This window comes from Pseudomonas wadenswilerensis (assembly GCF_024749185.1).
Classification (GTDB): Bacteria; Pseudomonadota; Gammaproteobacteria; order Pseudomonadales; family Pseudomonadaceae; genus Aquipseudomonas; species Aquipseudomonas wadenswilerensis.
Map to the genome: position 1 here is coordinate 2,487,948 of NZ_CP087191.1, position 19,842 is coordinate 2,507,789.

General features: G+C 65.3%; 22 protein-coding genes. 9 read left to right on the plus strand and 13 right to left on the minus strand.

Annotated elements, in window-relative coordinates; all coding sequences use genetic code 11:
* The first annotated feature begins 20 nt into the window (after window positions 1-20).
* A complete protein-coding gene (locus LOY45_RS11605; RefSeq protein ID WP_115087159.1) occupies window positions 21-1,355 on the plus strand; it encodes an oxygen-independent coproporphyrinogen III oxidase in 1,335 nt (444 codons plus the stop codon).
* Entirely contained in the window at window positions 1,342-2,727 is a 1,386-nt protein-coding gene (gene hemN / locus LOY45_RS11610) for an oxygen-independent coproporphyrinogen III oxidase (RefSeq protein WP_115087158.1), read from the plus strand. The genes LOY45_RS11605 and hemN overlap by 14 nt, the downstream gene beginning before the upstream one ends.
* Here hemN and LOY45_RS11615 read toward each other — a convergent pair.
* The 11 genes from LOY45_RS11615 to LOY45_RS11665 form a co-directional block, all read right to left on the minus strand.
* Complete coding sequence (locus LOY45_RS11615; RefSeq protein WP_134062356.1) at window positions 2,724-4,208, minus strand: cytochrome D1 domain-containing protein; 1,485 nt, start codon at window positions 4,206-4,208, stop codon at window positions 2,724-2,726. The two genes, hemN and LOY45_RS11615, sit on opposite strands and share 4 nt — an antisense overlap.
* Complete coding sequence (gene cobA / locus LOY45_RS11620; RefSeq protein WP_115087156.1) at window positions 4,205-5,035, minus strand: uroporphyrinogen-III C-methyltransferase; 831 nt, start codon at window positions 5,033-5,035, stop codon at window positions 4,205-4,207. Before cobA ends, LOY45_RS11615 begins: the two co-directional genes overlap by 4 nt.
* 72 nt (window positions 5,036-5,107) lie before the next feature.
* A complete protein-coding gene (nirJ, locus tag LOY45_RS11625; RefSeq protein WP_258579165.1) occupies window positions 5,108-6,286 on the minus strand; it encodes a heme d1 biosynthesis radical SAM protein NirJ in 1,179 nt (392 codons plus the stop codon).
* 14 nt (window positions 6,287-6,300) lie between these two features.
* Window positions 6,301-6,801, minus strand: coding sequence for a siroheme decarboxylase subunit beta (ahbB, locus tag LOY45_RS11630; RefSeq protein ID WP_115087154.1), 501 nt, complete (start codon window positions 6,799-6,801; stop codon window positions 6,301-6,303).
* Complete coding sequence (locus LOY45_RS11635) at window positions 6,776-7,219, minus strand: Lrp/AsnC family transcriptional regulator (protein WP_115087153.1); 444 nt, start codon at window positions 7,217-7,219, stop codon at window positions 6,776-6,778. Before LOY45_RS11635 ends, ahbB (LOY45_RS11630) begins: the two co-directional genes overlap by 26 nt.
* Window positions 7,212-7,727 (minus strand): siroheme decarboxylase subunit beta, encoded by a 516-nt coding sequence (gene ahbB / locus LOY45_RS11640; protein WP_258579166.1) that lies wholly within the window; start codon window positions 7,725-7,727, stop codon window positions 7,212-7,214. Before ahbB (LOY45_RS11640) ends, LOY45_RS11635 begins: the two co-directional genes overlap by 8 nt.
* On the minus strand, window positions 7,724-8,182 hold the full coding sequence (locus LOY45_RS11645) for an Lrp/AsnC family transcriptional regulator (RefSeq protein ID WP_115087151.1): 459 nt from the start codon (window positions 8,180-8,182) through the stop codon (window positions 7,724-7,726). The genes ahbB (LOY45_RS11640) and LOY45_RS11645 overlap by 4 nt, the downstream gene beginning before the upstream one ends.
* A gap of 1 nt (window position 8,183) precedes the next feature.
* The gene (locus tag LOY45_RS11650) at window positions 8,184-9,362 is read right to left on the minus strand and encodes a cytochrome D1 domain-containing protein (RefSeq protein ID WP_134062358.1); all 1,179 of its coding nucleotides are present in this window, start codon (window positions 9,360-9,362) and stop codon (window positions 8,184-8,186) included.
* Window positions 9,359-9,682, minus strand: coding sequence for a c-type cytochrome (locus tag LOY45_RS11655; RefSeq protein WP_115087149.1), 324 nt, complete (start codon window positions 9,680-9,682; stop codon window positions 9,359-9,361). The genes LOY45_RS11650 and LOY45_RS11655 overlap by 4 nt, the downstream gene beginning before the upstream one ends.
* Before the next feature lie 19 nt (window positions 9,683-9,701).
* Window positions 9,702-10,016 (minus strand): c-type cytochrome, encoded by a 315-nt coding sequence (locus LOY45_RS11660; protein ID WP_233673494.1) that lies wholly within the window; start codon window positions 10,014-10,016, stop codon window positions 9,702-9,704.
* A gap of 24 nt (window positions 10,017-10,040) precedes the next feature.
* Window positions 10,041-11,729 (minus strand): nitrite reductase, encoded by a 1,689-nt coding sequence (locus LOY45_RS11665; protein WP_115087147.1) that lies wholly within the window; start codon window positions 11,727-11,729, stop codon window positions 10,041-10,043.
* 199 nt (window positions 11,730-11,928) lie between these two features.
* On the opposite strand from LOY45_RS11665, the gene LOY45_RS11670 reads away from it, so the two are divergent.
* The 6 genes from LOY45_RS11670 to LOY45_RS11695 all read left to right on the plus strand — a co-directional run bounded on the left by LOY45_RS11670 (window position 11,929) and on the right by LOY45_RS11695 (window position 17,414).
* On the plus strand, window positions 11,929-12,723 hold the full coding sequence (locus LOY45_RS11670; RefSeq protein ID WP_233673493.1) for a CbbQ/NirQ/NorQ/GpvN family protein: 795 nt from the start codon (window positions 11,929-11,931) through the stop codon (window positions 12,721-12,723).
* Window positions 12,707-13,285 (plus strand): cytochrome c oxidase subunit 3, encoded by a 579-nt coding sequence (locus LOY45_RS11675; protein WP_233673492.1) that lies wholly within the window; start codon window positions 12,707-12,709, stop codon window positions 13,283-13,285. Before LOY45_RS11670 ends, LOY45_RS11675 begins: the two co-directional genes overlap by 17 nt.
* A gap of 9 nt (window positions 13,286-13,294) precedes the next feature.
* Entirely contained in the window at window positions 13,295-13,531 is a 237-nt protein-coding gene (locus LOY45_RS11680; RefSeq protein WP_115087144.1) for a cytochrome C oxidase subunit IV family protein, read from the plus strand.
* 97 nt (window positions 13,532-13,628) lie between these two features.
* The gene (locus LOY45_RS11685; RefSeq protein WP_010221921.1) at window positions 13,629-14,069 is read left to right on the plus strand and encodes a c-type cytochrome; all 441 of its coding nucleotides are present in this window, start codon (window positions 13,629-13,631) and stop codon (window positions 14,067-14,069) included.
* 3 nt (window positions 14,070-14,072) lie between these two features.
* On the plus strand, window positions 14,073-15,500 hold the full coding sequence (locus tag LOY45_RS11690; protein ID WP_115087142.1) for a cbb3-type cytochrome c oxidase subunit I: 1,428 nt from the start codon (window positions 14,073-14,075) through the stop codon (window positions 15,498-15,500).
* 75 nt (window positions 15,501-15,575) lie between these two features.
* Entirely contained in the window at window positions 15,576-17,414 is a 1,839-nt protein-coding gene (locus LOY45_RS11695) for a nitric oxide reductase activation protein NorD (RefSeq protein WP_258579167.1), read from the plus strand.
* Here LOY45_RS11695 and LOY45_RS11700 read toward each other — a convergent pair.
* Both LOY45_RS11700 and LOY45_RS11705 read right to left on the minus strand, forming a co-directional pair.
* The gene (locus tag LOY45_RS11700) at window positions 17,411-17,602 is read right to left on the minus strand and encodes a protein DnrP (protein WP_134062364.1); all 192 of its coding nucleotides are present in this window, start codon (window positions 17,600-17,602) and stop codon (window positions 17,411-17,413) included. The genes LOY45_RS11695 and LOY45_RS11700 overlap by 4 nt on opposite strands.
* Window positions 17,599-18,282, minus strand: a complete 684-nt coding sequence (locus LOY45_RS11705) for a Crp/Fnr family transcriptional regulator (protein ID WP_134062366.1) — start codon at window positions 18,280-18,282, stop codon at window positions 17,599-17,601. The genes LOY45_RS11700 and LOY45_RS11705 overlap by 4 nt, the downstream gene beginning before the upstream one ends.
* A 352-nt stretch (window positions 18,283-18,634) precedes the next feature.
* On the opposite strand from LOY45_RS11705, the gene LOY45_RS11710 reads away from it, so the two are divergent.
* Window positions 18,635-19,825 carry an NnrS family protein gene (locus LOY45_RS11710; RefSeq protein WP_258579168.1) on the plus strand — a complete coding sequence of 397 codons (1,191 nt, stop codon included), beginning with the start codon at window positions 18,635-18,637 and terminating at the stop codon, window positions 19,823-19,825.
* Window positions 19,826-19,842 lie beyond the last annotated feature (17 nt).

Below are 19,842 nucleotides of genomic sequence, written 5' to 3' on the forward strand. Positions count from 1 at the left end.
GCCCGTCTCGGAGCCCCGCCATGCTTGACTCACTCCATCGCCACCGGCAGCAGATCACCCCGCACGGGCAGTGGCCGGGAGAGCCCGGCAGGCATGCCGATACCCGCAGGTTTCATGCCGGCATCGGCTCGCTGGATGTGTTGCGCGCCCTGCGCGCCAGCCGTCAGCAGCACCGGCCGTTGTCCTTGGGCGTGCAACTGCCCGCCGGGCTCGACAGTCAGGAGCAAGACGCCTATCTGCGCGGCCTGCAACGGGAGATCGCGCTGGTCGGCTGCCACCTGGGAGCCGACCAGAGCATTGAGCAGTTCCAGTTGAGCGGCGCTACCCCAGGGCCCGAGGTGCTGCAGCAGTTGATGGGGCAACTGCGCCAACGCTTCAATTTTCTGCAACACGAATTGGGTGACTACGGCGTTGAAGTCGATCTGCATCACACCGACTGGGCGACCATGGGCCTGTTGCGTGACCAGGGGTTCAACCATGTCAGCATCGGTGTGCCCGATGGCGGCCAGGGTGGTGTGCCGTCGGCAGCCCGTTGCCAGAACCCGGCGCCGATTCATTCGCTGATCGATGCTGCGCGCACCTTCGATTTTCGCTCGGTGAGTGTCGACCTTGGCTATGGCCACGCCTGGCAGACCCCGGACAGCTTCGCCCGCAAGCTTGCCACCCTGATCGAGCTCGAGCCCGACCGCCTGCAGGTGTTCGATTATGCCCAGGCGCCAGCGCGCTACGCCCACAGTGCCCGGCAAGCGCCCTGCAGCGAGCAGGACAAGGCGCTGATGCGGCGCATCTGTTTTGAGCAACTGCCGGCGGCGGGGTACCAGCACATCGGCCTGGGCCAGTTCGTGCGCGCCGACGACGATCTGGCCATCGCCCAGGAACGCGGGCGCCTGCGCCGCAATTGCCAGGGTTTTACCCGGCACGGCTACTGCGACCATGTCGGCTTGGGCCTGGGCGCGATCAGCCAGTTCGACGAACTCTATGCGCAGAATGCCCTGAGCCTCGCGCACTACCTGCAACAGCTGGGCAACGACCAGTTGGCCACCTGCCGAGGCTGGCGCTGCGAGGCGGATGACCAGTTGCGCCAGCGGGTAACCGAGCGCCTGGCCTGTGACCTGGAGCTGGATATCCAGGCCATCGAGGCCCGTTACGGCGTGGATTTTCGCCAGTACTTTGCAAGCGCCTGGCGCCAGCTGGAGGCCATGAGTCGGGCCGGGCTGGTCGAGTTGTCAGCGCGTTACATCAGCATATTGCCCGCCGGCCGGGTGGAAGTGGATGCCATCTGCCAGCTGTTCGAACAGAGCAGCCCGGGGCTTTCCCTCCATCAGCAATGGGTCGATCACGATGCCAGCCTTTGAATTCAACCGCGCCCTGGTGAAAAAGTACGACCGTCCAGGGCCGCGCTATACCTCGTACCCGACCGCGCCGCAGTTTCACCCGGCCTTCGCCGTCGATGACTACCTGCAGGCCGTGCAGGCCAGCAACCAGGCGCCGAGGCCCAAGCCGCTGTCGGCCTATATCCATATCCCGTTTTGCCAGAGCCTTTGCTATTACTGCGCCTGCAACAAGATCATCACCCGCAAGACCCATCGCGCGGCCGAGTACCTGGGCTACCTGAAGCGTGAGATTGCCCTGCAGGGCGCGCTGTTCGAGCGCAGTCGCAAGCTGACCCAGCTGCACCTGGGGGGCGGCACGCCGACCTACCTGAGCAACGCGCAACTGGCCGAATTGATGGACTGCCTGCACCAGGCGTTCAACCTCGATGACAGCGACGATCACGAGTTTTCCATCGAGGTCGATCCGCGCACCGTCAGTACCGGGCAAATCCAGATGCTGCGCGGCCTGGGCTTCAATCGCCTGAGTTTCGGCGTGCAGGATTTCGACGCCGCTGTGCAGGCGGCGGTCAATCGCCGGCAAAGCGAAGAACAGATCTACGCGTTGGTGGCCGCAGCACGCGAGGCGCGCTTCAAGTCGGTCAGCGTCGATCTGATTTACGGCCTGCCGCTGCAAACGGTGCAGAGCTTCGACGTGACCTTGGGCAAGATCATCGCCCTGCGCCCGGACCGCATCGCCGCCTACAGCTATGCCCACCTGCCCGAGCAAGTGCGGGCGCAGCGGATGATCCGCCGCGAAGACATGCCGCCGCCGGAGCGCAAGCTGGAGCTGCTGGAGCTGACCATCCAGCGCCTGACCGACGCCGGTTACGTGTACATCGGCATGGATCACTTCGCCTTGCCGGACGACGAATTGGCCCTGGCCCGGGCCAATGGCACCCTGCAGCGCAACTTTCAGGGCTACTCGACCCATGCCGACTGCGACCTGATCGGCCTGGGCGTGTCGGCTATCGGCAAGGTAGGTGACAGCTACAGCCAGAGCGTCAAGCTGCTGTCCCAGTACTATGCGTGGCTCGATCAGGGCCTGCTGCCGATCCAGCGTGGCTACCGCCTGAATGCCGACGACCTGCTGCGCCGCGAGGTGATCAACCAGCTGATGTGCCATGGCCGCATCGATTTTGACCGGTTCCAGGCCGCGCACGGTATCTGCTTCAACGACTACTTCGCCGAAGCCCTGGAGCAGCTGGCCGAGCAGGTGGATGACCAGTTGCTGGCGCTTGATCAACACGCCTTGCAGTTGCTGCCCCAGGGCCACTTGATGATGCGCAACACCGCCATGGCCTTTGACGCCTACCTGGGCGGTGGGCGTAAAGGCCAGTTTTCGCGCACCGTTTAGTGCGAAGTGCCCTCGGCGAACTCGATCTTGTTGCCGACGTTGTACTTGCCCGAGGGCTTGTTCATGGGAATGCGCTTGACCTCCTCGAGGGTCTGGCTGTCGTAGACGATCAGCGCGCCGTCGTTGGCCCAGATGCTCAGCAGCAAATAGCGGCCGTCGTGGCTGAACTCGACATGGGCAGCGGTCTTGCCCGGCATCGGCCGCAGGGTGTGGGCGATTTCCAGGGTCTGCTTGTCGATCAGGTGGATGGCGTCGTTGTCGGGGCCGAAGAACACATCGGTCCAGGCATAGGCCGAGTTGGCGTGGCTGCGCATGAAAAAGCCCGGGCCCAGGGTGGGGATCTCCTTGATCAGGCGCCAGGTCTTGAGGTCGATCACCGAGATCAGGCCCTGGCTGATGTTCGGCGTGGCGAACACCCAGTCGCCGTTGCGCCGCCACCAGGTGCCGGAGCCCAGGTGCGGCATGCCGGGCAGGGCAATGCGGCTGAGCACCTGGCCGCTATCGAGGTCAATCACCTGGCCGCCGTTGGCCTTGCGGGAGGTGGCCAGCAGTTGCCGGTAGTCCGGCGAGAAGGAGAAATCGTCGAGAAAATCCTCGGCCGCAATCCTTCGCGGCACGAAGTCGGGCTGGCCGGCGCTGGACAGTTCCCAGACCTCTTTCACGTCCTTGAGCGCCACGATGAAACTGTCCCGTGGCGGTGCCGTGTACACCGCGCTGACCCGCGACGGCGTGCCGTCCTGGCCAACCGCAGCGATGGTTTTCACTGGCGTCAGGTCGCGGGCATCGAGCAGCACCAGGTTGCCTGGCAGGTAGTTGCCCACCAGCACCCAGCGCCCGTCCTTGCTCACCGCCAGGTTGCGGGTATTGAGCCCGGCGCGCACCTCGGCGATCAGTTTCAGGTTGTGCAAGTCGTACTGGCTGACCCAGCCGTCGCGGGAGGCAAAGTAGACGAAGCGGCCATCGGGAGAGAACTTCGGACCGCCGTGCACGGCAAAATGCGAGGCAAAGCGTGCCAGCACGGTGAAGCGGTCGCCGTCGAGGATATTGATGTGGTGATCGCCGGCTTCAACGACCACGAACAGGTTCAGGGGGTCGGCAGCGTGCTGGGGTGTGCCTGGAAGACTGTCGACGGCATTGAGCACCTGGTGGCTGGCGCGGATCTCGGCATCGCTCCAGGTCGGTGGTGTGGCCGGGGGCTGTTGCAGGTAGGTCACCAGGCCGTCGATCCGGGCTGAGCTCAATACCTTGGCAAAGCCGCTCATCTGGCTGGCCGGGCGGCCGGAGGCGATCACCTGGCGAATCTCGGCGGGCTTGATCCGGCTCAGGCTTTCCGGCAGCAGGGCCGGGCCGCTGGCACCGAAACGATTGGCGCCATGGCACTGCTGGCAATGCTGCTGATAGTCCAGGGCGGCCTGGTCGAGGGCCGCGCTGCCCTGCGCCGAAGCCATCCATAACAGCGGGACAAGGGCCAGGGCTTTCATGGTGCGACCTCGGCGGCAAGCGCGGCACCGGCAAAGTGCGCCGGGTGGCGCAGCGCCTGTTCGGCGAACAACCCGACCACCTTGCCGATCACCGTCAGCGTCGGCGTGGCGGCGGGGCATTGCCGCGCCAGCATTGGCAAGTGTGCGAGGGTGCCGCGCAGCACCTGCTGGTCGGCGCAAGTGCCGCGGCTGATCAGGGCCGCCGGGGTATCGGCGGCAAGCCCGGCAGCGATCAACTGCTCGGTGATCAGCCGCAGATTGGCCAGGCCCATATAGAACACCAGGGTCTGGCTGCTGTCGGCCAGGCTCTGCCAGGGCAGGTTGAGCGCGCCGTCGTGTTGCAGGTGGCCGGTGATGAAACGGCAGGAGTTGACCAGGTCGCGGTGGGTCAGGGGGATCCCGGCATAGGCGCTGCAGCCGGCGGCGGCAGTGATGCCCGGTACCACCTGACAATCGATGCCGTGCTGCAGGAGGAAGTCGAGTTCTTCGGCGCCCCGGCCGAAGATGAACGGGTCGCCGCCCTTGAGCCGCACCACCCGCTGGCCCTGGGCCGCCAGGTCGACCAGCAACTGGTTGATCTGTGCCTGGGGCAGGCTGTGGTAGCCGCTGATCTTGCCAACGTAATGGCGGCGGCAAGCGGGCGGGATCAGGGCCAGCAGTTCACTGCTGATCAAGCGGTCATAGACCACGGCATCGGCCTGCATCAGCAGGCTCCAGGCGCGCAGGGTGAGCAGGCGCGGATCGCCGGGCCCGGCACCGACCAGGGCGACTTCGCCGGGGCTGAAGGGCGAGTGCAGGGCGGCAGGTAGAACGGAGGCACAATGCATGAGGGCGTTCCTTGTTCCATCATCAGGGGCGCCGGGTCGCCGCCTGTGTCGGCGGCTTGCCCGGTCAGGTTGTCAATGCGTGACGCAAGGAATGAGCGCCGATGGCGGCAGGCCGATTTCTTCATCGCTCAGGTGGCAGCCGGGGTCCTGGCCCCAGAGGTCACCGGCGGCCCAGGCGCGGGTGCGGGTGTTGCCGTTGCAGATGCTCAGCCAATGGCAGGCGGCGCAGCGCCCGGTCACGGCCCGGGGATGCTCGCGCAGGCGCAACAGCAGAGGATCGGGCTGCTCCAGCCACAGGGTGCGGAACGGCGTGCGGCGCACGTTGCCTACCGAGTGCTGCCACCAGTAGGTGTCGGGGTGCACTTCGCCGGTGTTGTCGATATTGGCGATGGCGCAGCCCGAGGCATTGCCGCCCCAGGCGCGCAGCATCTGCTCCAGTTGCGGGTAGTGCTCGGGTAGATGACGCGCAGTCCACTGCAGCAACAGGATGGCATCGGCATCGTTGTTACCGCTGACGAAGTCGCTGTCGCGGCCGTGCTGGATATCATCCCAGGCTTGATCAAACAGCAGGTTCATCGCCTCACGGCTCATCTGCTGCAGCGCGTCGAGCTTGCGGCTGCGCTTGCCGCGGCCGCTGTAGTTCAGGTGCGAGAGGTAGAACTTGCCCACGTCACAGTCGCGCATCAGCGCCAGTAAAGCCGGCAGCTGGGCGTGGTTGTCCTGGGTCAGGGTGGTGCGCATGCCGACGCGAATGCCCTGTTCGCGGCACAGGCGCATGGCCTTCAGCGAACTGGCGAAGCTGCCTTTGAGCTGGCGAAAGGCATCGTGGGTGGCCTCAAGGCCATCGATGCTGATGCCGACGTAGTCGAAGCGGGCCGCGCGAACCTGGGCGATGTTGCGCTCATCGATCAGCGTGCCGTTGCTCGACAGGGCGACGAACATGCCTTGGTCGCGGGCATGGGCACTGAGCAGGAACAGGTCGCCGCGCAGCAGCGGCTCGCCGCCGGAGAGAATCAGCACCTTGACCCCGGCATCGGCCAGGTCATCGATCACTTGCAGGGCCGCTTCGGTATCCAGCTCGTCACGAAACACGCTGTCGGCCGAGGTGGCGTAGCAGTGCTTGCAGGTCAGGTTGCAACGCCTGAGCAGGTTCCAGATCACCACCGGCGGGCGCGGGCTGCCCGGTGGGTTGGTGCGCGGGGCAGGGCCGTGGCCGGCCAGGGCGCGCAGGTACTGGCTGATTCTCAACATGCGACGCTCCTTGCTCAGTGGCTGGTGGGCAGGCGTAAACCGGTTTTCTTCAGGATGCGGCTGCTGACCAGCATGTCGTCGGCCCGGCAGGCATCACCCAGCAGGTAGCGCAGGTGTTCGCGGTAGCTGTCGATTTCGGTGGCGCTGCGGCCATGGACCATGGCGAACAGGTTGTAGCGCCAGCTGCCGTTGCGCGGGCGCCGGTAGCAGTGGCTGACGAAGGGCTGAGCGCCGATAAGCCGGCCCAGGCGGGGCATCTGCGCGTCGTCGACATCCCAGACGGTCATGCCGTTGAAGCGATAGCCCAGGCGGTAATGGTTGGGCACGGCAGCGATGCGGCGAATGGCGCCGTCAGCCTGCAGGCGCTTGAGCAGGGCCAGGGTTGCCTCGACGCTCAGGTGCAGCTGCCCGGCCAGCCAGCCCCAGGGATCGTCCACCAGCGGCAGGCCGGCCTGGGTCAGTTGTACCAGGCGCAGGGCCAGGGCCTGTTCAGACCGGGAAGTACAAACCGACATGGTAGGTCTCCTCCTTGGGCAGGTTGAGCGGGGTCAGGCCGGTGCGCTGCTGGATGCGCTGCAGGGTCTGGTCCAGGTGCTCGAGGCTGGCGCAGCCGAGGACGAACCACATGTTGAAGGGGTGTTCGCGGCGGTAGTTGTGAGCGACTTCGGGCATCGCCGCAAGCTCGGCGGCAACGGCCTCGAAGCGTGCTTCAGGCACCGTCAGCGCCGCCAGGGTAAAGGCGCCGCCCAGCCGTTCGATGTCGAACATTGGCCCGAAGCGGGTCAGGGTGCCGTCGTCGAGCAGGCGTTGCAGGCGTTCACGCAGTTGCTGGCTGCTGCTGCCCAATTCCTCGGCCAGCACCTGCCAGGGCTGGGGCACCAGCGGCAGGCCCAATTGCAGGCGGTTGATCAGGCGGCGGTCGAGTTCATCCATGGGCGCTTGCTCCGCTGCTGGCGGGGGCGAAGCGGCCACCGCACTGTTTGAAAGCCTGGGTGCTGAACAAGACCTGGTAGGGCAGGTCGCTGAGCAGGTGCTGCTCGAGCAACGCCGCGATATGCGCCTCGACCCGCTCGCGCTGGCGGCCATGGACCATGCAGAACAGGTTGTAGCGCCATTGCGGCAAGCGCCGTGGCCGCTGGTAGCAGAGGCTGACCAGCGGCTCGCGGCCCAGGCGCTGGCCGACTTCGTCGATCAGGGCGTCGGGGATGTCCAGCACCAGCATGGCGTTGGCAGTAAAGCCCAGGGCGCGGTGGTTGAGCACCAGGCCCAGGCGGCGGAACAGGCCTTGCTGCTGCCATTGGTTGATCTGTGCCAGCACCTGCTGTTCTTCGGCGCCGATCTGCCGGGCGAGGTGCTGGTAGGGGCGCGCAAGCAGGGGCAGGCCGCTTTCAAGCAAGCGCCGCAGGGCCAGGCTTTGCGCGGGATCGAGAATACAGCTCATGGCGCGTCTCCCAGGGCAAAGCCGAGGTCGATGCGGTAGGCGGTGAGCATCGGCAGGTCGAGCGGGGTCAGGCCGGTATCGGCTTGCAGTTCGTCGAGGATGCGCTGCAGGTGCGGGCGGTCGGGCCCGGTCAGTACGAACCAGAGGTTGTAGTGGTGCTCGCGGGCATAGTTGTGGTTGACCTCGGGGTACTGGCTGATGCGCTCGGCCACCTGTTGCAGGCGCTCGGCGGGCACGGCCAGGGCGGCGAGGGTGCTGGCGCCGGCGCGGCGGTGTTCGAACACCGGGCCGATGCGCGACAGGCGGCCATGCCCGGCCATCCGCTGCAGGCAGGCGATGACCTGATCCTCGCTGCAGCCGAGCGCCTGGGCCATCTCCAGGTAGGGTTCGGCGCAGATCGGCATGCCATGCTGGTAGTGTTGGATGAGGCGCCGTTCGAGAGTGTCTAGCGGCATCTCAGTACCCCATCTGCTGGGCGCGGCTGCTGAAGAAGATGCCGCTGGGGGCGGTGGCCGGCAGGGTGGCGAGCCGCTTGAGGCTGTACGGGTCCCAGACCTGCACCTGGTTGGCGTCACGCACCGACAGCCACAGCTGGTCGCCACGGGCGGTGAACTCCATGTGCAGCACGGCGGGGCCTGGCTTGAGGTCGGCAATGACGTTGTGGGTTTCGGTATCGATGACCTGCACCCGGTCATTGTCCGGGTAGGCGAAGTTGACCCACAGCTGGCGCCCGTCCGGACGGGCGCTGACGAACACCGGTTGCCCGGCGACGGCGATGGCGTCGGTCTGCTGCCAGGTGCGCGCATCCATCACCAGTACCTGATGGCGCCCGACCGCCGGCACGAAAGCCTGGTTATCGGCCACCGCCCAGCCTTCCAGGTGCGGCATCTTGTACACCGGCAACTTGGCCTGGCCGCGACCGTAGTCGCCGAGCACGCGCTTGACCCCGTGCTCCGGGTGCCAGAGGTCGAGCTGGGCCATGCCGTCTTCGCCGAACAGCCCGGCCATGTAATAGCGACCATCGGCGGTGATCAACGCGTCGTAGGGTTGCTGGCCGATACCTGTAAACCGGGTGATCTGCGGCGTATTGCCGTGGCTGAAGTCGGCGCTCCAGATCTCGCCGCTGTCGAACAGGCTGAACACGAAGCGCTGGCCGGGCGCGTCAACCAGGCCGACCACCCGCGAGCGCTTGGTGCCGTCGGCGAGCAGGGTGGCGGGGATGTCGGCGACCAGCTCAAGGCTGTGCGCATCGAAGACCTTGACCCCGCCAGGCACGTAGTTGGACACCGCGATCAGCTTGCCGTCCTGGCTGATGGCACCACCGATGCTGTTGCCGCCCTGGATCAGGCGTTTGTCGATGCGCTGCTGGAGCAGATCGACCTTGGTCAGGCCGCCGTCACGGCCGAACACATAGGCGTAGCGCTGGTCGCGGGAAAACACCGCCGAGGCATGGGACAAATCGCCCAGCCCGTCGATGCGCGCCAGGGCTTTGCCGGCGCTGCTGTCGATGATCTGCACGCTGGCGCTGGCGCGTTCCACCACCAGGCCCAGATCGCCAGTGCCGCGCAGCGGAGCCTGGGTACAGGCGGACAACAGCAGCGCGCAGGTGGCGGGTAACAGTACGTGTCGGATCATGGGGCAGATGCTCCTTGCAAAAGATGATCGACCAGCCAGCCGATGTCGTCGGCGCTCAGCAGCGCCTCCCAGGCGGGCATCGCGGTGCCGGGGCGGCCCAGGCGCACGGTGGCGAGCAGACCATCGCGGGGTTTGCCGGCAAGGGCCGCCGGCGTCAGTTCCGGGCCCAGGCCGCCGGTCAGGTGCAGGCCATGGCAGGCGCCGCAGTCCTGGGCCAGCAGGTGTTCGAGCTGCGCCTGGCGCTGGGCGTCAGGTGCGGCGAAAGCAGGGGGAACAAGCAGGAGGGACGCCAGGCTCACAACACAGCGGTAAGTATTCATGACGCCCTCCGTGGGTGGGTTACTTGAGGCTCAAGACCCAGTTGGCCAACTGTTTTGCTTCTTCATCACTGACCGCATTGGCCGGCATCGGGATCGGCCCCCAGTTGCCTTGGGTACCGTTCTTGATATGGCTGGCCAGCGTCTCGGCGGCGCCACTGATGCCGGCATTCTTTGCTGCCACTTCCTTGAGCGCCGGGCCTACCAGCTTGGCGTCGACGGCATGGCAGGCCACACAGGACTTGCTCTGGAACAACGCCAGTGCGTCATCGGCCAGGGCCGGTTGCAGGCTCAACGCAGTGGCCAGGGTGCAGAGTGAAAGCAGGGTATTTTTCATGACGACTCCTTGCGTTGATGAAGCTCAATAAATGTCGTGTTGGGTGTTGTAGACATTGAACTTGCCGGTCGGGGTGATCAGCCGCTTGTCCTTGATCACCTGCTTGAGCGCCAGGGTCTTGTCGTCGATCACCACCAGTGCCGACTCCTCGGTCTGGCCGTTCCACACCGAGAACCACACCTCGTCACCGGCCTTGTTGTACTCGGGCTGGACCACGCGCAGGGCGCCTTGCTTGATCCCCGAATACTCGGCAATCGGCAGCACCTTGTAGCCGGCATCGAGCTTGTCGATGTCGAACACCGCCACCGACTGGCTGAGCTTGGTGTCCGGGTTCAGGGTGGTGTCGACGTACAGGTGGCGCGAGTCGGGGTGGGTCTTGATGAACAGCGAGCCGCCGCCCTGGCCCTTGAGCGAGCCGACCTGTTTCCAGGCGTACTGCGGGTACTTCAGTGGGTCGGTACCGATCATCGAGATGCCGGCATCGCCCAGGTGGCTGGTGGCCCACACCGGGCCGAACTGCGGGTGCACGAAGTTGGCGCCACGGCCGGGGTGCGGGGTCTTGCCGACGTCGACCAGGGCGGTCAGGCGGCGCTCTTTGGAGTCGATCACCGCCACCTTGTTGGCGTTGTTGGCCGCGGTCATGAAGTAGCGATGGCTGCTGTCCCAGCCACCGTCATGCAGGAACGGCGCGGCGTCGATGCTGGTGATGGTGAGGTTCTTGATGTCTTCGTAGTTGACCAGCATGACCTTGCCGGTTTCCTTGACGTTGACGATGAACTCCGGCCATTCGTGGGAGGCGATGATCGCCGCCACCCGTGGCTCGGGGTGGTACTCCTGCTTGTCGACGGTCATGCCGCGGGTCGAGACGATCTGCTTGGGCTCCAGGGTCTCGCCGTCCATGATGGTGAACTGCGGCGGCCAGTAGGAGCCGGCGATGGTGTACTTGTCTTCGAAGCCCTTGAACTTGGAGGTTTCCACCGAGCGCGCCTCGATGCCGACCTTGATTTCGGCCACCTTGGTCGGCTCTTTGGGCCACAGGTCGATCATGTCGATGCGCGCATCGCGGCCGATCACCAGCAGATAGCGGCCGGACGCCGAGATCCGCGAGATGTGCACGGCGTAGCCGGTCTCGATGAGCTTGACGATCTGCTTGCTGTCGCCGTCGATCAGGGCGATCTTGCCGTCGTCGCGCAGGGTCACCGAGAACAGGTTCTGCAGGTTGAGCTTGTTCAACTGGTGAGTGGGGCGGTCTTCGGGTTTGACCAGCAGCTTCCAGGTGTTGCGGGTTTCGGCCATGCCCCATTCCGGCGGGGTGGGCGGGGTGTGCTGGATGAAGTGGGCCATGCTGGTGATCTGCGCCTTGGTCAGCGCATTGGAGGTGCCCCAGTTCGGCATGCCGGCCGGCGAGCCGTAGCTGATCAGCGCTTCCAGGTAGGCCTGGCCACGGGCCTGGGTGATGTCCGGGGTCAGCGGCTTGCCGGTGGCGCCCTTGCGCAGCACGCCGTGGCAACCGGCGCAGCGCTGGAAGTAGATTTCCTTGGCGGCATCGAAATCGGCCTGGGTCATGTCCGGCGCGCCGGCCGTGGTGACCATGGCCGGTTGCGCGGCAGCGCTTTTCTGCTCGGCGCCGACGCTGGTGGGCAACGCCAGCGCCAGCGCCGAACAGAGGCTGGCGAGGCTCAGGGCAAAGGTTTTTCGGTTACTGATCAGCATTCCTTCTCTCCTCAGGCTAGACCTTTGCGATGTGCTGGAATGCCAGGACAGAGCGCAGGTTCTTGGTGCCTGGAAAGGCTATGCCGGAGCAGGCCGCGGACCGCTTGACGGCGATCAAGTTTGCCGGCCATGGCGCTTGCCAGGTTGTCGCAGGGGCTCTTAGCGTGGTCGTCGAACCCGCTGTCTATCCAGGTAAGCCATGGACCTCACAGAACCCCGCTGCGAACCCTTCTACCAAGCGCAAGGCAACGAACTGACGCTGTTCGAACAGGCCTGGCGCCACGGTATGCCGGTGCTGATCAAAGGCCCCACCGGCTGTGGCAAGACCCGCTTTGTCCAGCACATGGCCCATCGCCTGAAACTGCCCCTGCACACCGTGGCCTGCCACGACGACCTCAGCGCTGCCGACCTGATCGGCCGCCACCTGATCGGCGCCCAGGGCACCTGGTGGCAGGACGGGCCATTGACCCGGGCAGTGCGCGAGGGCGGCATCTGCTACCTCGACGAAGTGGTCGAAGCACGCCAGGACACCGTGGTGGTGCTGCACCCGCTGGCCGATGGCCGCCGCGAGCTGTTTCTCGAACGCACCGGCGAAGTGCTGCAGGCGCCGCCGTCGTTCATGCTGGTGGTGTCCTATAACCCCGGTTACCAGAACCTGCTCAAGGGCATGAAGCCCAGCACCCGCCAGCGTTTCGTGGCCCTGCGGTTCGACTATCCGCCCGCCGCCGAAGAAGCGCGCATCGTGCGCCGCGAGGCCGGGGTCGATGGCGCCCTGGCCAATCAGATCGTCAAGCTCGGCCAGGCCTTGCGGCGCCTGGACCAGCATGACCTGGAAGAGGTGGCCTCGACCCGCCTGCTGATTTTCACCGCACGGATGATCGGCGCCGGCATGAACCCGAGGCAGGCCTGCCTGGCTTGCCTGGCCGAGCCGCTCAGCGATGACCCGGTGACGGTGGCGGCGTTGATGGACGTGGTCGATGTCCACTTCGGCTGAGCAACTGCCCCGGCAGTTGCCGGGCGACCTGGCGATGTGGCTGTTCATCCTCGCCGAGCTGTCGGTGTTCGCCATCCTGATCCTGGCCTTTGCCGTGACCCATCACCTCAAGCCGCAGCTGTTTGCCGCCAGCCGCGCCTTGCTCGACGCCTCCACGGGCCTGGCCATGACCCTGAGCCTGCTCAGTGCCGGGGCGCTGGCGGCGCTCGCCCAGGTGCAGGTGCGCCAGGGGCAGCCGAGGCGGGCGGCATTGTTGCTGCTCGCCGCCTTATTGGTCGCCTGCGTCTACGTGTGGCTCAAGCTCGGCGAATACCGCCACCTGCTCGGCGCTGGGCTGGGCATCGAGCGCAACACCTTCTTCACCTTGTACTGGATTCTCACGGGTTTTCATTTTCTCCATGTGCTGCTCGGCATGCTGATCCTGGCCTGGCTGGCGCTGACGGCCTGGCGTCGCGGCTATGGCCCTGGCCAGTGCAGCGGCTTCGAATCCGGGGTGCTGTACTGGCACATGGTCGATCTGGTCTGGGTGCTGCTGTTCCCGCTGGTTTACCTGCTGGGTTGAGGAGGGCGCATGCCCACATCGATAGTTCTTTTGCTGTGCTGGCTTGCCCTGGCGTGCCTGAGCCTGGGCACGGTGATGCTCGGCCAGGGCACGGTCATCCTGCTACTGGCGGCGGCCAAGGCCTGGCTGATCACCGACGGCTTCATGGAACTGCGCCACGGCCCGCAGCGTTGGCGCTGGCTGTTGCTGAGCTGGGCCCTGGTGCTGGCGGCGCTGGTGGGCCTTGGCCTGCACCTGCGCGGCTAATACCTGAGTAAAACCATCGGCGTTTCTTGATCGCCATCAAGCAGGTTTTTGCCCCGCGCTTTCTATCATGGCCAGGCCAAGCAATGAGGAAGCGACCATGTCAGAGACCTTCACCAAGGGCATGGCCAGGAACATCTATTTCGGGGGAAGCGTGTTCTTCTTCCTGATATTCCTGGCTTTGACCTACCACACCGAACAGACCTTTCCCGAACGCAGCAACGCCGCGCAATTGACCGACGCGGTGGTGCGCGGCAAGACGGTCTGGGAGCAGAACAACTGCGTCGGCTGCCACACCCTGTTGGGCGAGGGCGCGTACTTTGCGCCGGAGCTGGGCAACGTGTTCAAGCGCCGCGGCGGCGAGGAGGGCTTCAAGCCGTTCATGCATGCCTGGATGAAAATGCAGCCGCTGGGCGTGCCCGGCCGCCGGGCCATGCCGCAGTTCAACCTGAGCGAACAGGAAGTCGACGACATCGCCGAATTCCTCAAATGGAGCTCGAACATCAATACCAATGGCTGGCCGCCAAACCAGGAGGGCTGAGTGATGAACGTTGCCAATCCGCATCTTAAATTTGCCTCCCAGGCCGTTGCCAAACCCTACTTCGTGTTCGCCCTGATCCTGTTCCTCGGCCAGGTGCTGTTCGGTTTGATCATGGGCCTGCAATACGTGATCGGGGACTTCCTGTTCCCGGCCATTCCGTTCAACGTGGCGCGCATGGTGCACACCAACCTGCTGATCGTCTGGCTGCTGTTCGGCTTCATGGGCGCCGCCTACTACCTGGTGCCGGAGGAGGCCGACCGCGAGCTGCACAGCCCGAAGCTGGCGATTTTGCTGTTCTGGGTGTTCGCCGCCGCCGGGGTGCTGACTATCCTCGGCTACCTGCTGGTGCCCTATGCCGGCCTTGCGCGGCTGACTCACAACGAGCTGCTGCCGACCATGGGGCGCGAGTTCCTCGAGCAGCCGACCATCACCAAACTGGGTATCGTCGTGGTCTGCCTGGGCTTTCTCTACAACATCGGCATGACCCTGCTCAAGGGCCGCAAGACCACCGTGAGCATGGTGATGATGACCGGCCTGATTGGTCTGGCGGTGTTCTTCCTGTTCTCCTTCTACAACCCGGGGAACCTTGCCCGCGACAAGTTCTACTGGTGGTGGGTGGTGCATCTTTGGGTCGAGGGCGTATGGGAACTGATCATGGGCTCGATGCTGGCCTTCGTGCTGATCAAGATCACCGGGGTCGACCGCGAAGTGGTGGAAAAATGGCTGTATGTGATCATCGCCATGGCGCTGATTACCGGCATCATCGGTACCGGCCACCACTTCTTCTGGATCGGTGCGCCCGAGGTGTGGCTGTGGGTCGGTTCGATCTTCTCGGCGCTGGAGCCGCTGCCGTTCCTGGCCATGGTCATGTTCGCCTTCAGCATGGTGAAAAACCGCCGCCGCCAGCACCCCAACCGCGCCGCCACATTGTGGGCCAAAGGCACCACGGTGACCGCGTTCTTCGGTGCCGGGGTCTGGGGTTTCCTGCACACCCTGGCACCGGTCAACTTTTACACCCATGGCACGCAACTGACCGCCGCCCACGGCCACCTGGCCTTCTACGGTGCCTACGCGATGATCGTCATGACCCTGATCAGCTACGCCATGCCGCGCCTGCGCGGGCTCGGCGAGGCCGCCGATGAGCGTTCGCAGACCCTTGAAGTGTGGGGCTTCTGGCTGATGACCCTGTCGATGGTGATGATCACCTTGCTGCTCACCGCCGCCGGCGTGGTCCAGGTGCTGTTGCAGCGCTGGGCCGAAGACGGCACGGCCTTGCCGTTCATGTCCACCACCGATCAGTTGCGCGGGCTGTTCTGGGCGCGGCTGGTCAGCGGCGTGGGCTTTCTCGCGGGCTTGTTGTGCTACCTGCTGAGCTTTCGTCAGCGCGGGCGTGCAGCGCTGCGCGCGCCAGCCAGGGTAGTGCCGTCATGACCCCGGCGGTTGCTTGATCATGTGCGGCCCGGCTGATCCAGCGGGCCGCTTTCTGCTTTGTGCAAAGGAGGCAACATGGCCTTCACGGTTGAAATGGAAGAGTGGGTTGGCAGTGTCTGGCATCGTTTCATCACCCGCCGGGCGAGTGCCGATTTCCCCGCGGCGCAAGTAGCGCTGGCGCCGCGACAACGGGCCCTGGCCCTGTTGTTCAGGGCCATGGGCGGGGCGGGCGGCATGGGGGTGGAGGCGGCCAGCGAGCGTGACCTGCTGCTGCGCCGCAGCCTGTTGCAGCAGATCGCCGGCACCTGCAAGCAGGCGCCGCTGGCCTGGTGTGACGGGCATAATCTGCGCTTGCCGGCGCAGCTTGCGGTGTTCGCGGATGCTGCCTTGAACCAGGAGCTGTACCGCTGGCTGGCCATGCTCGCGGCGCAATCGGGGCCGATGCGTCATTGGGGGCGGGACAATCAGCGCTGGACGCGCGAGCTGCTGCAACGCTTTCCGGGGTTGGTGGGCCGTTACCAACGGCTGGTCGATGCCCACCTGCAACTGCGCCCGGATCCGGCCGCGCTGAGCGCCGATGAAGCGCGGCTTGAGCGCGCCTTGCGCCAGGCCCTGCGCGAGCCGGGCAGCGTCGAGGATTTTCCGCGCAGCGAACGGGCGGCCTGGCCACTGCCGCTTTGGCTGTATCCACCCCTGCAGCTTGCCAGCGCCCAGGCTGGCGACCTTGAAGACGCCCAAAACGAGCTGCCCAATACCCCCGGCGAGCAGCAGGGCGGACGCAAGCGCGCCACCCGCATCGAGGAGCGCCCGGCCAAGGGCGGCCTGTTGATCGTGCGCCTGGAGAACCTGTTCAGCTGGACCGAACACGTCGACCTCGACCGCTGGGCAGATGACAGCCAGGACCCGGATGCCGCCCGGGTGGCCGAGGACCTCAATCAGCTGACCTTGTCGCGCACCCGTATCCGCAAGGGCGGCGGCCTGAAACTGCACCTGGACCTGCCGCCGGCCCAGGTCGACGACATTCCCCTGGGCGACGGCATCAAGCTGCCGGAGTGGGACTATCGCCAGGGGCGCTTGCAGGCCAACTTCGTCAACCTGCAGCTGCTTGAACCCCGCGACTGCGAGCCCCAGCCACTGCCAGCACGGCTGCAAACCTCGGCACGGCGCTTGCGCCGGCAGTTCGAGCAACTGCGCACCGATCGCCAATGGTTGCGCCAGCAGCCTCAGGGCAGCGAGCTGGATTTGCAGGCCTGGCTGGATTTTCATGTCGAGCGCGTGCATGGCCAGTGTGCCGAGCGCGGCTTGTTCATGGAACAGCGCCACACGCGCCGGGACCTCGCCTGCCTGCTGCTGGCGGATGTGTCGATGTCCACCGATGCGCACCTGAACGATGAACAGCGGGTGATCGAAGTGATCCGCGACAGCTTGCTGCTGTTCGGCGAAACCTTGTCAGCAGTGGGGGATGACTTTGCCTTGTACGGCTTCTCGTCGCTGCGTCGCCAACAGGTGCGCCTGCAGCAACTGAAAGCCTTCGAGCAACGCTACAACGATGTCACGCGCGGCAAGATTCAGGGCCTCAAACCCGGTTACTACACCCGCATGGGCGCGGCGATTCGCCAGGCCAGCCAGTTGCTCGGCGGCTGCAAACGGCGGCGCAAGCTGTTGCTGCTGCTCACCGATGGCAAGCCCAATGACCTGGACCTCTATGAAGGGCGTTATGGCGTTGAAGACACCCGCGAAGCCGTGCACGAAGCCCGGCGCATGGGCTTGACGCCCTTTTGCATCACCATCGACCGCCAAGCCGGTGCTTATTTGCCGTACATGTTCGGCAGCAACGGCTACGCGCTGATTCGCCAGCCTGAGCAACTGCCGCTGCGTTTGCCGCAGCTGTATCGGCAGTTGACCCAGCCTTAGCGCGGTAACCAGAACACCATCGCCACGCAGAACAGCGTCAGGCCGATGCAAAACCACAGAAAGCGCAGTTGCTGGCGTGCCCCGGCCAACGCCGCGGTGGCCGGCAGCGGCATGCCGCAGTGCTCGCAAGTGCTGGCCCGGGCCGGGTTGGTGTGTTCGCAATACAGGCATACGGGCAGGGCGTTCATTCGAATTGCTCCAGCCGTGGCCGATCGAGAATGACGATGCGCCGCCCCTCCTGGGTGATGATCTTTTCATCGATCAGGCGGCGGATGATTCTTGAGAAGGTTTCCGGCTGGATCGACAAATGCCCGGCGATCAGCTGCTTGGCCATCGGCAGTTCGAACTGGCGTTCCACCGGCTGCGCGTGCATCAGTTGCGTCAGCAGGTAGCGCACCACCCGGTGGGTGGCATTCTTCAGCGACAGCGTTTCAATTTCATTGACCCGTTGGTGCAGGCGTACGCACAGCTTGCCGAGCAGGGCGAAGGTCAGCCGGCTGTTGCTCTGCAGCAGGCGCATGTAGGTGCTGGTCGACAGCCGATACAATTGCGATTGCCCGACCGCTTCGGCCGATGCCACATAGTTGGGGGTGTCCATCAGCATCATCGCTTCGGCAAAGGTCTGCCGCGGGCCGATGACTTCGAAGACCTTCTCCTGGCCGTCCGGGGTCAAACGGTAGATTTTCACCGCGCCGGCGATCACGAAGTAGAACGCCTCGGCCGGCTCACCCTGGCGGAACAGCGGCTCGCCCTTGTCGACGCTGAGCAGCTGGCTGTTGCCCATCAGTTCGTCGAGCTGCTCGTCGTTCAACGGCTCGAACAAGTGGTGGCTGCGCAGGATCTGGTGGTGGACGCGGTGAAGCACCATGGCGATTCATCCTCAAGCGGGAAAGGGGCACGGACCAGGAGGTTCTGATCGAGCAAGAGCCGGGCCAGGCGACGAGCCCCGGGGTTTCTGACGCGCTGATGCTGGTGGGTGAAAAATACCCTGGGCAAATGGGTTGAATTGACCATTCAAGGGTCATTTCTACCCTTGTTCTATCGACTTCAGCCTGCAATCACGTCAGGGCACAACCCTTGCACTAGCGTATTCAACAGCGATTGGCAGCCTACGCCGTTACACGCCGCGCGCCTTGACGTGCGACAAGGGCGGCAGCCTGCCGATGGCAGATGATGACGCCGGTTCAGTACCACCCGGCAACAAGGTAAGGAGAGGCTTGATGCAAGTACTTGATCGCCGTAAAGCGCTGGCCATCGTGCCGCTCTTGCGCCTGGCGTTCCGGCCGATGTTCCTCGCGGGCTGTGCGCTGGCAGTGCTGGCGATACCGCTGTGGCTGGCGGCCCTGAATGGCGCCCTGGGCAACTGGCAGCCGGCCGGCGGCTGGCTGGCCTGGCACCGCCATGAACTGGTGTTCGGTTTTGGCCTGGCGATCATTGCCGGCTTTCTGCTCACGGCGGTGCAGACCTGGACCGGGCAGCCGGGCCTGAGCGGCAAGCCGCTGGCGGGCCTGGCGTTGTTGTGGCTGGCGGGGCGAGTGGCGTGGCTGGCGAATGTGCCCTGGCCGTTGCTGGCGCTGCTGGAGCTGGGTTTCCCGTTGCTGGTGGCCGTATTGATGGGCCGCACCCTGTGGCGGGTGCGGCAGAAGCGCAATTACCCGATAGTGATGGTCTTGCTGCTGCTGACGGCGGTCGATGGCCTGGCGGTGTATGGCCTGGTGCAAGGCCACGATGGCTGGCAGCGCCAGGGCGTGCTCGGCGGCATTTGGCTGGTGGCGGCGATGATGGGCCTGATTGGCGGGCGGGTGATTCCATTCTTCACCCAGCGCGGGTTGGGGCGGACCGAGGCAGTCGTGCCCTGGCCCTGGCTCGACTGGCTGTTGCTGGCAGGGTCGGCGATGGTGGCGGTGTTGTATGCGGTGGGGCCTGCCTTGACGGCGAATGCCGGGATTGGCCTGTTGTTTGCCGCCCTGGCGCTCGGGCATGTAGTGCGCCTGTGGCGCTGGCATGACCGCGGGATTTGGCAAGTGCCGCTGCTGTGGTCGTTGCACCTGGCCTACGCTTGGTTGGCCCTGGCCTGCCTGGGCATGGCCCTGTGGCATTTCGGCGTGCCATTGAACCCGAGCCTGGCGGTGCATTGCCTGACTATCGGCGCCATGGCCGGGTTGATCCTGGCGATGATTGCCCGCGTCAGCCTTGGCCATACCGGGCGGGCGTTGCTGCCGCCGACGGGGATGACCCTGGCGTTCGTTCTGCTCAACCTGGCGGCTGTCAGCCGGGTGGTGCTGGTGCTGTGGACGCCACTGGGCGGCTTGTGGCTGGCGGGTATGTGCTGGGTACTGGCGTTTGCCTTGTATGCCTGGCGCTATGCACCGATGCTGCTACGCGCCCGGGTTGACGGGCACCCTGGTTAAGCGCCTGGAGGCGAAGG

What these genes read in the sequence shown, in the direction of transcription:
- LOY45_RS11605 (WP_115087159.1), top strand. Translation starts at nt 21, where the DNA reads ATGCTTGACTCACTCCATCGCCACCGGCAGCAGATCACCCCGCACGGG.
- hemN (WP_115087158.1), top strand. Translation starts at nt 1,342, where the DNA reads ATGCCAGCCTTTGAATTCAACCGCGCCCTGGTGAAAAAGTACGACCGT.
- LOY45_RS11615 (WP_134062356.1), bottom strand. Translation starts at nt 4,208, where the DNA reads ATGAAAGCCCTGGCCCTTGTCCCGCTGTTATGGATGGCTTCGGCGCAG.
- cobA (WP_115087156.1), bottom strand. Translation starts at nt 5,035, where the DNA reads ATGCATTGTGCCTCCGTTCTACCTGCCGCCCTGCACTCGCCCTTCAGC.
- nirJ (WP_258579165.1), bottom strand. Translation starts at nt 6,286, where the DNA reads ATGTTGAGAATCAGCCAGTACCTGCGCGCCCTGGCCGGCCACGGCCCT.
- ahbB (WP_115087154.1), bottom strand. Translation starts at nt 6,801, where the DNA reads ATGTCGGTTTGTACTTCCCGGTCTGAACAGGCCCTGGCCCTGCGCCTG.
- LOY45_RS11635 (WP_115087153.1), bottom strand. Translation starts at nt 7,219, where the DNA reads ATGGATGAACTCGACCGCCGCCTGATCAACCGCCTGCAATTGGGCCTG.
- ahbB (WP_258579166.1), bottom strand. Translation starts at nt 7,727, where the DNA reads ATGAGCTGTATTCTCGATCCCGCGCAAAGCCTGGCCCTGCGGCGCTTG.
- LOY45_RS11645 (WP_115087151.1), bottom strand. Translation starts at nt 8,182, where the DNA reads ATGCCGCTAGACACTCTCGAACGGCGCCTCATCCAACACTACCAGCAT.
- LOY45_RS11650 (WP_134062358.1), bottom strand. Translation starts at nt 9,362, where the DNA reads ATGATCCGACACGTACTGTTACCCGCCACCTGCGCGCTGCTGTTGTCC.
- LOY45_RS11655 (WP_115087149.1), bottom strand. Translation starts at nt 9,682, where the DNA reads ATGAATACTTACCGCTGTGTTGTGAGCCTGGCGTCCCTCCTGCTTGTT.
- LOY45_RS11660 (WP_233673494.1), bottom strand. Translation starts at nt 10,016, where the DNA reads ATGAAAAATACCCTGCTTTCACTCTGCACCCTGGCCACTGCGTTGAGC.
- LOY45_RS11665 (WP_115087147.1), bottom strand. Translation starts at nt 11,729, where the DNA reads ATGCTGATCAGTAACCGAAAAACCTTTGCCCTGAGCCTCGCCAGCCTC.
- LOY45_RS11670 (WP_233673493.1), top strand. Translation starts at nt 11,929, where the DNA reads ATGGACCTCACAGAACCCCGCTGCGAACCCTTCTACCAAGCGCAAGGC.
- LOY45_RS11675 (WP_233673492.1), top strand. Translation starts at nt 12,707, where the DNA reads ATGTCCACTTCGGCTGAGCAACTGCCCCGGCAGTTGCCGGGCGACCTG.
- LOY45_RS11680 (WP_115087144.1), top strand. Translation starts at nt 13,295, where the DNA reads ATGCCCACATCGATAGTTCTTTTGCTGTGCTGGCTTGCCCTGGCGTGC.
- LOY45_RS11685 (WP_010221921.1), top strand. Translation starts at nt 13,629, where the DNA reads ATGTCAGAGACCTTCACCAAGGGCATGGCCAGGAACATCTATTTCGGG.
- LOY45_RS11690 (WP_115087142.1), top strand. Translation starts at nt 14,073, where the DNA reads ATGAACGTTGCCAATCCGCATCTTAAATTTGCCTCCCAGGCCGTTGCC.
- LOY45_RS11695 (WP_258579167.1), top strand. Translation starts at nt 15,576, where the DNA reads ATGGCCTTCACGGTTGAAATGGAAGAGTGGGTTGGCAGTGTCTGGCAT.
- LOY45_RS11700 (WP_134062364.1), bottom strand. Translation starts at nt 17,602, where the DNA reads ATGAACGCCCTGCCCGTATGCCTGTATTGCGAACACACCAACCCGGCC.
- LOY45_RS11705 (WP_134062366.1), bottom strand. Translation starts at nt 18,282, where the DNA reads ATGGTGCTTCACCGCGTCCACCACCAGATCCTGCGCAGCCACCACTTG.
- LOY45_RS11710 (WP_258579168.1), top strand. Translation starts at nt 18,635, where the DNA reads ATGCAAGTACTTGATCGCCGTAAAGCGCTGGCCATCGTGCCGCTCTTG.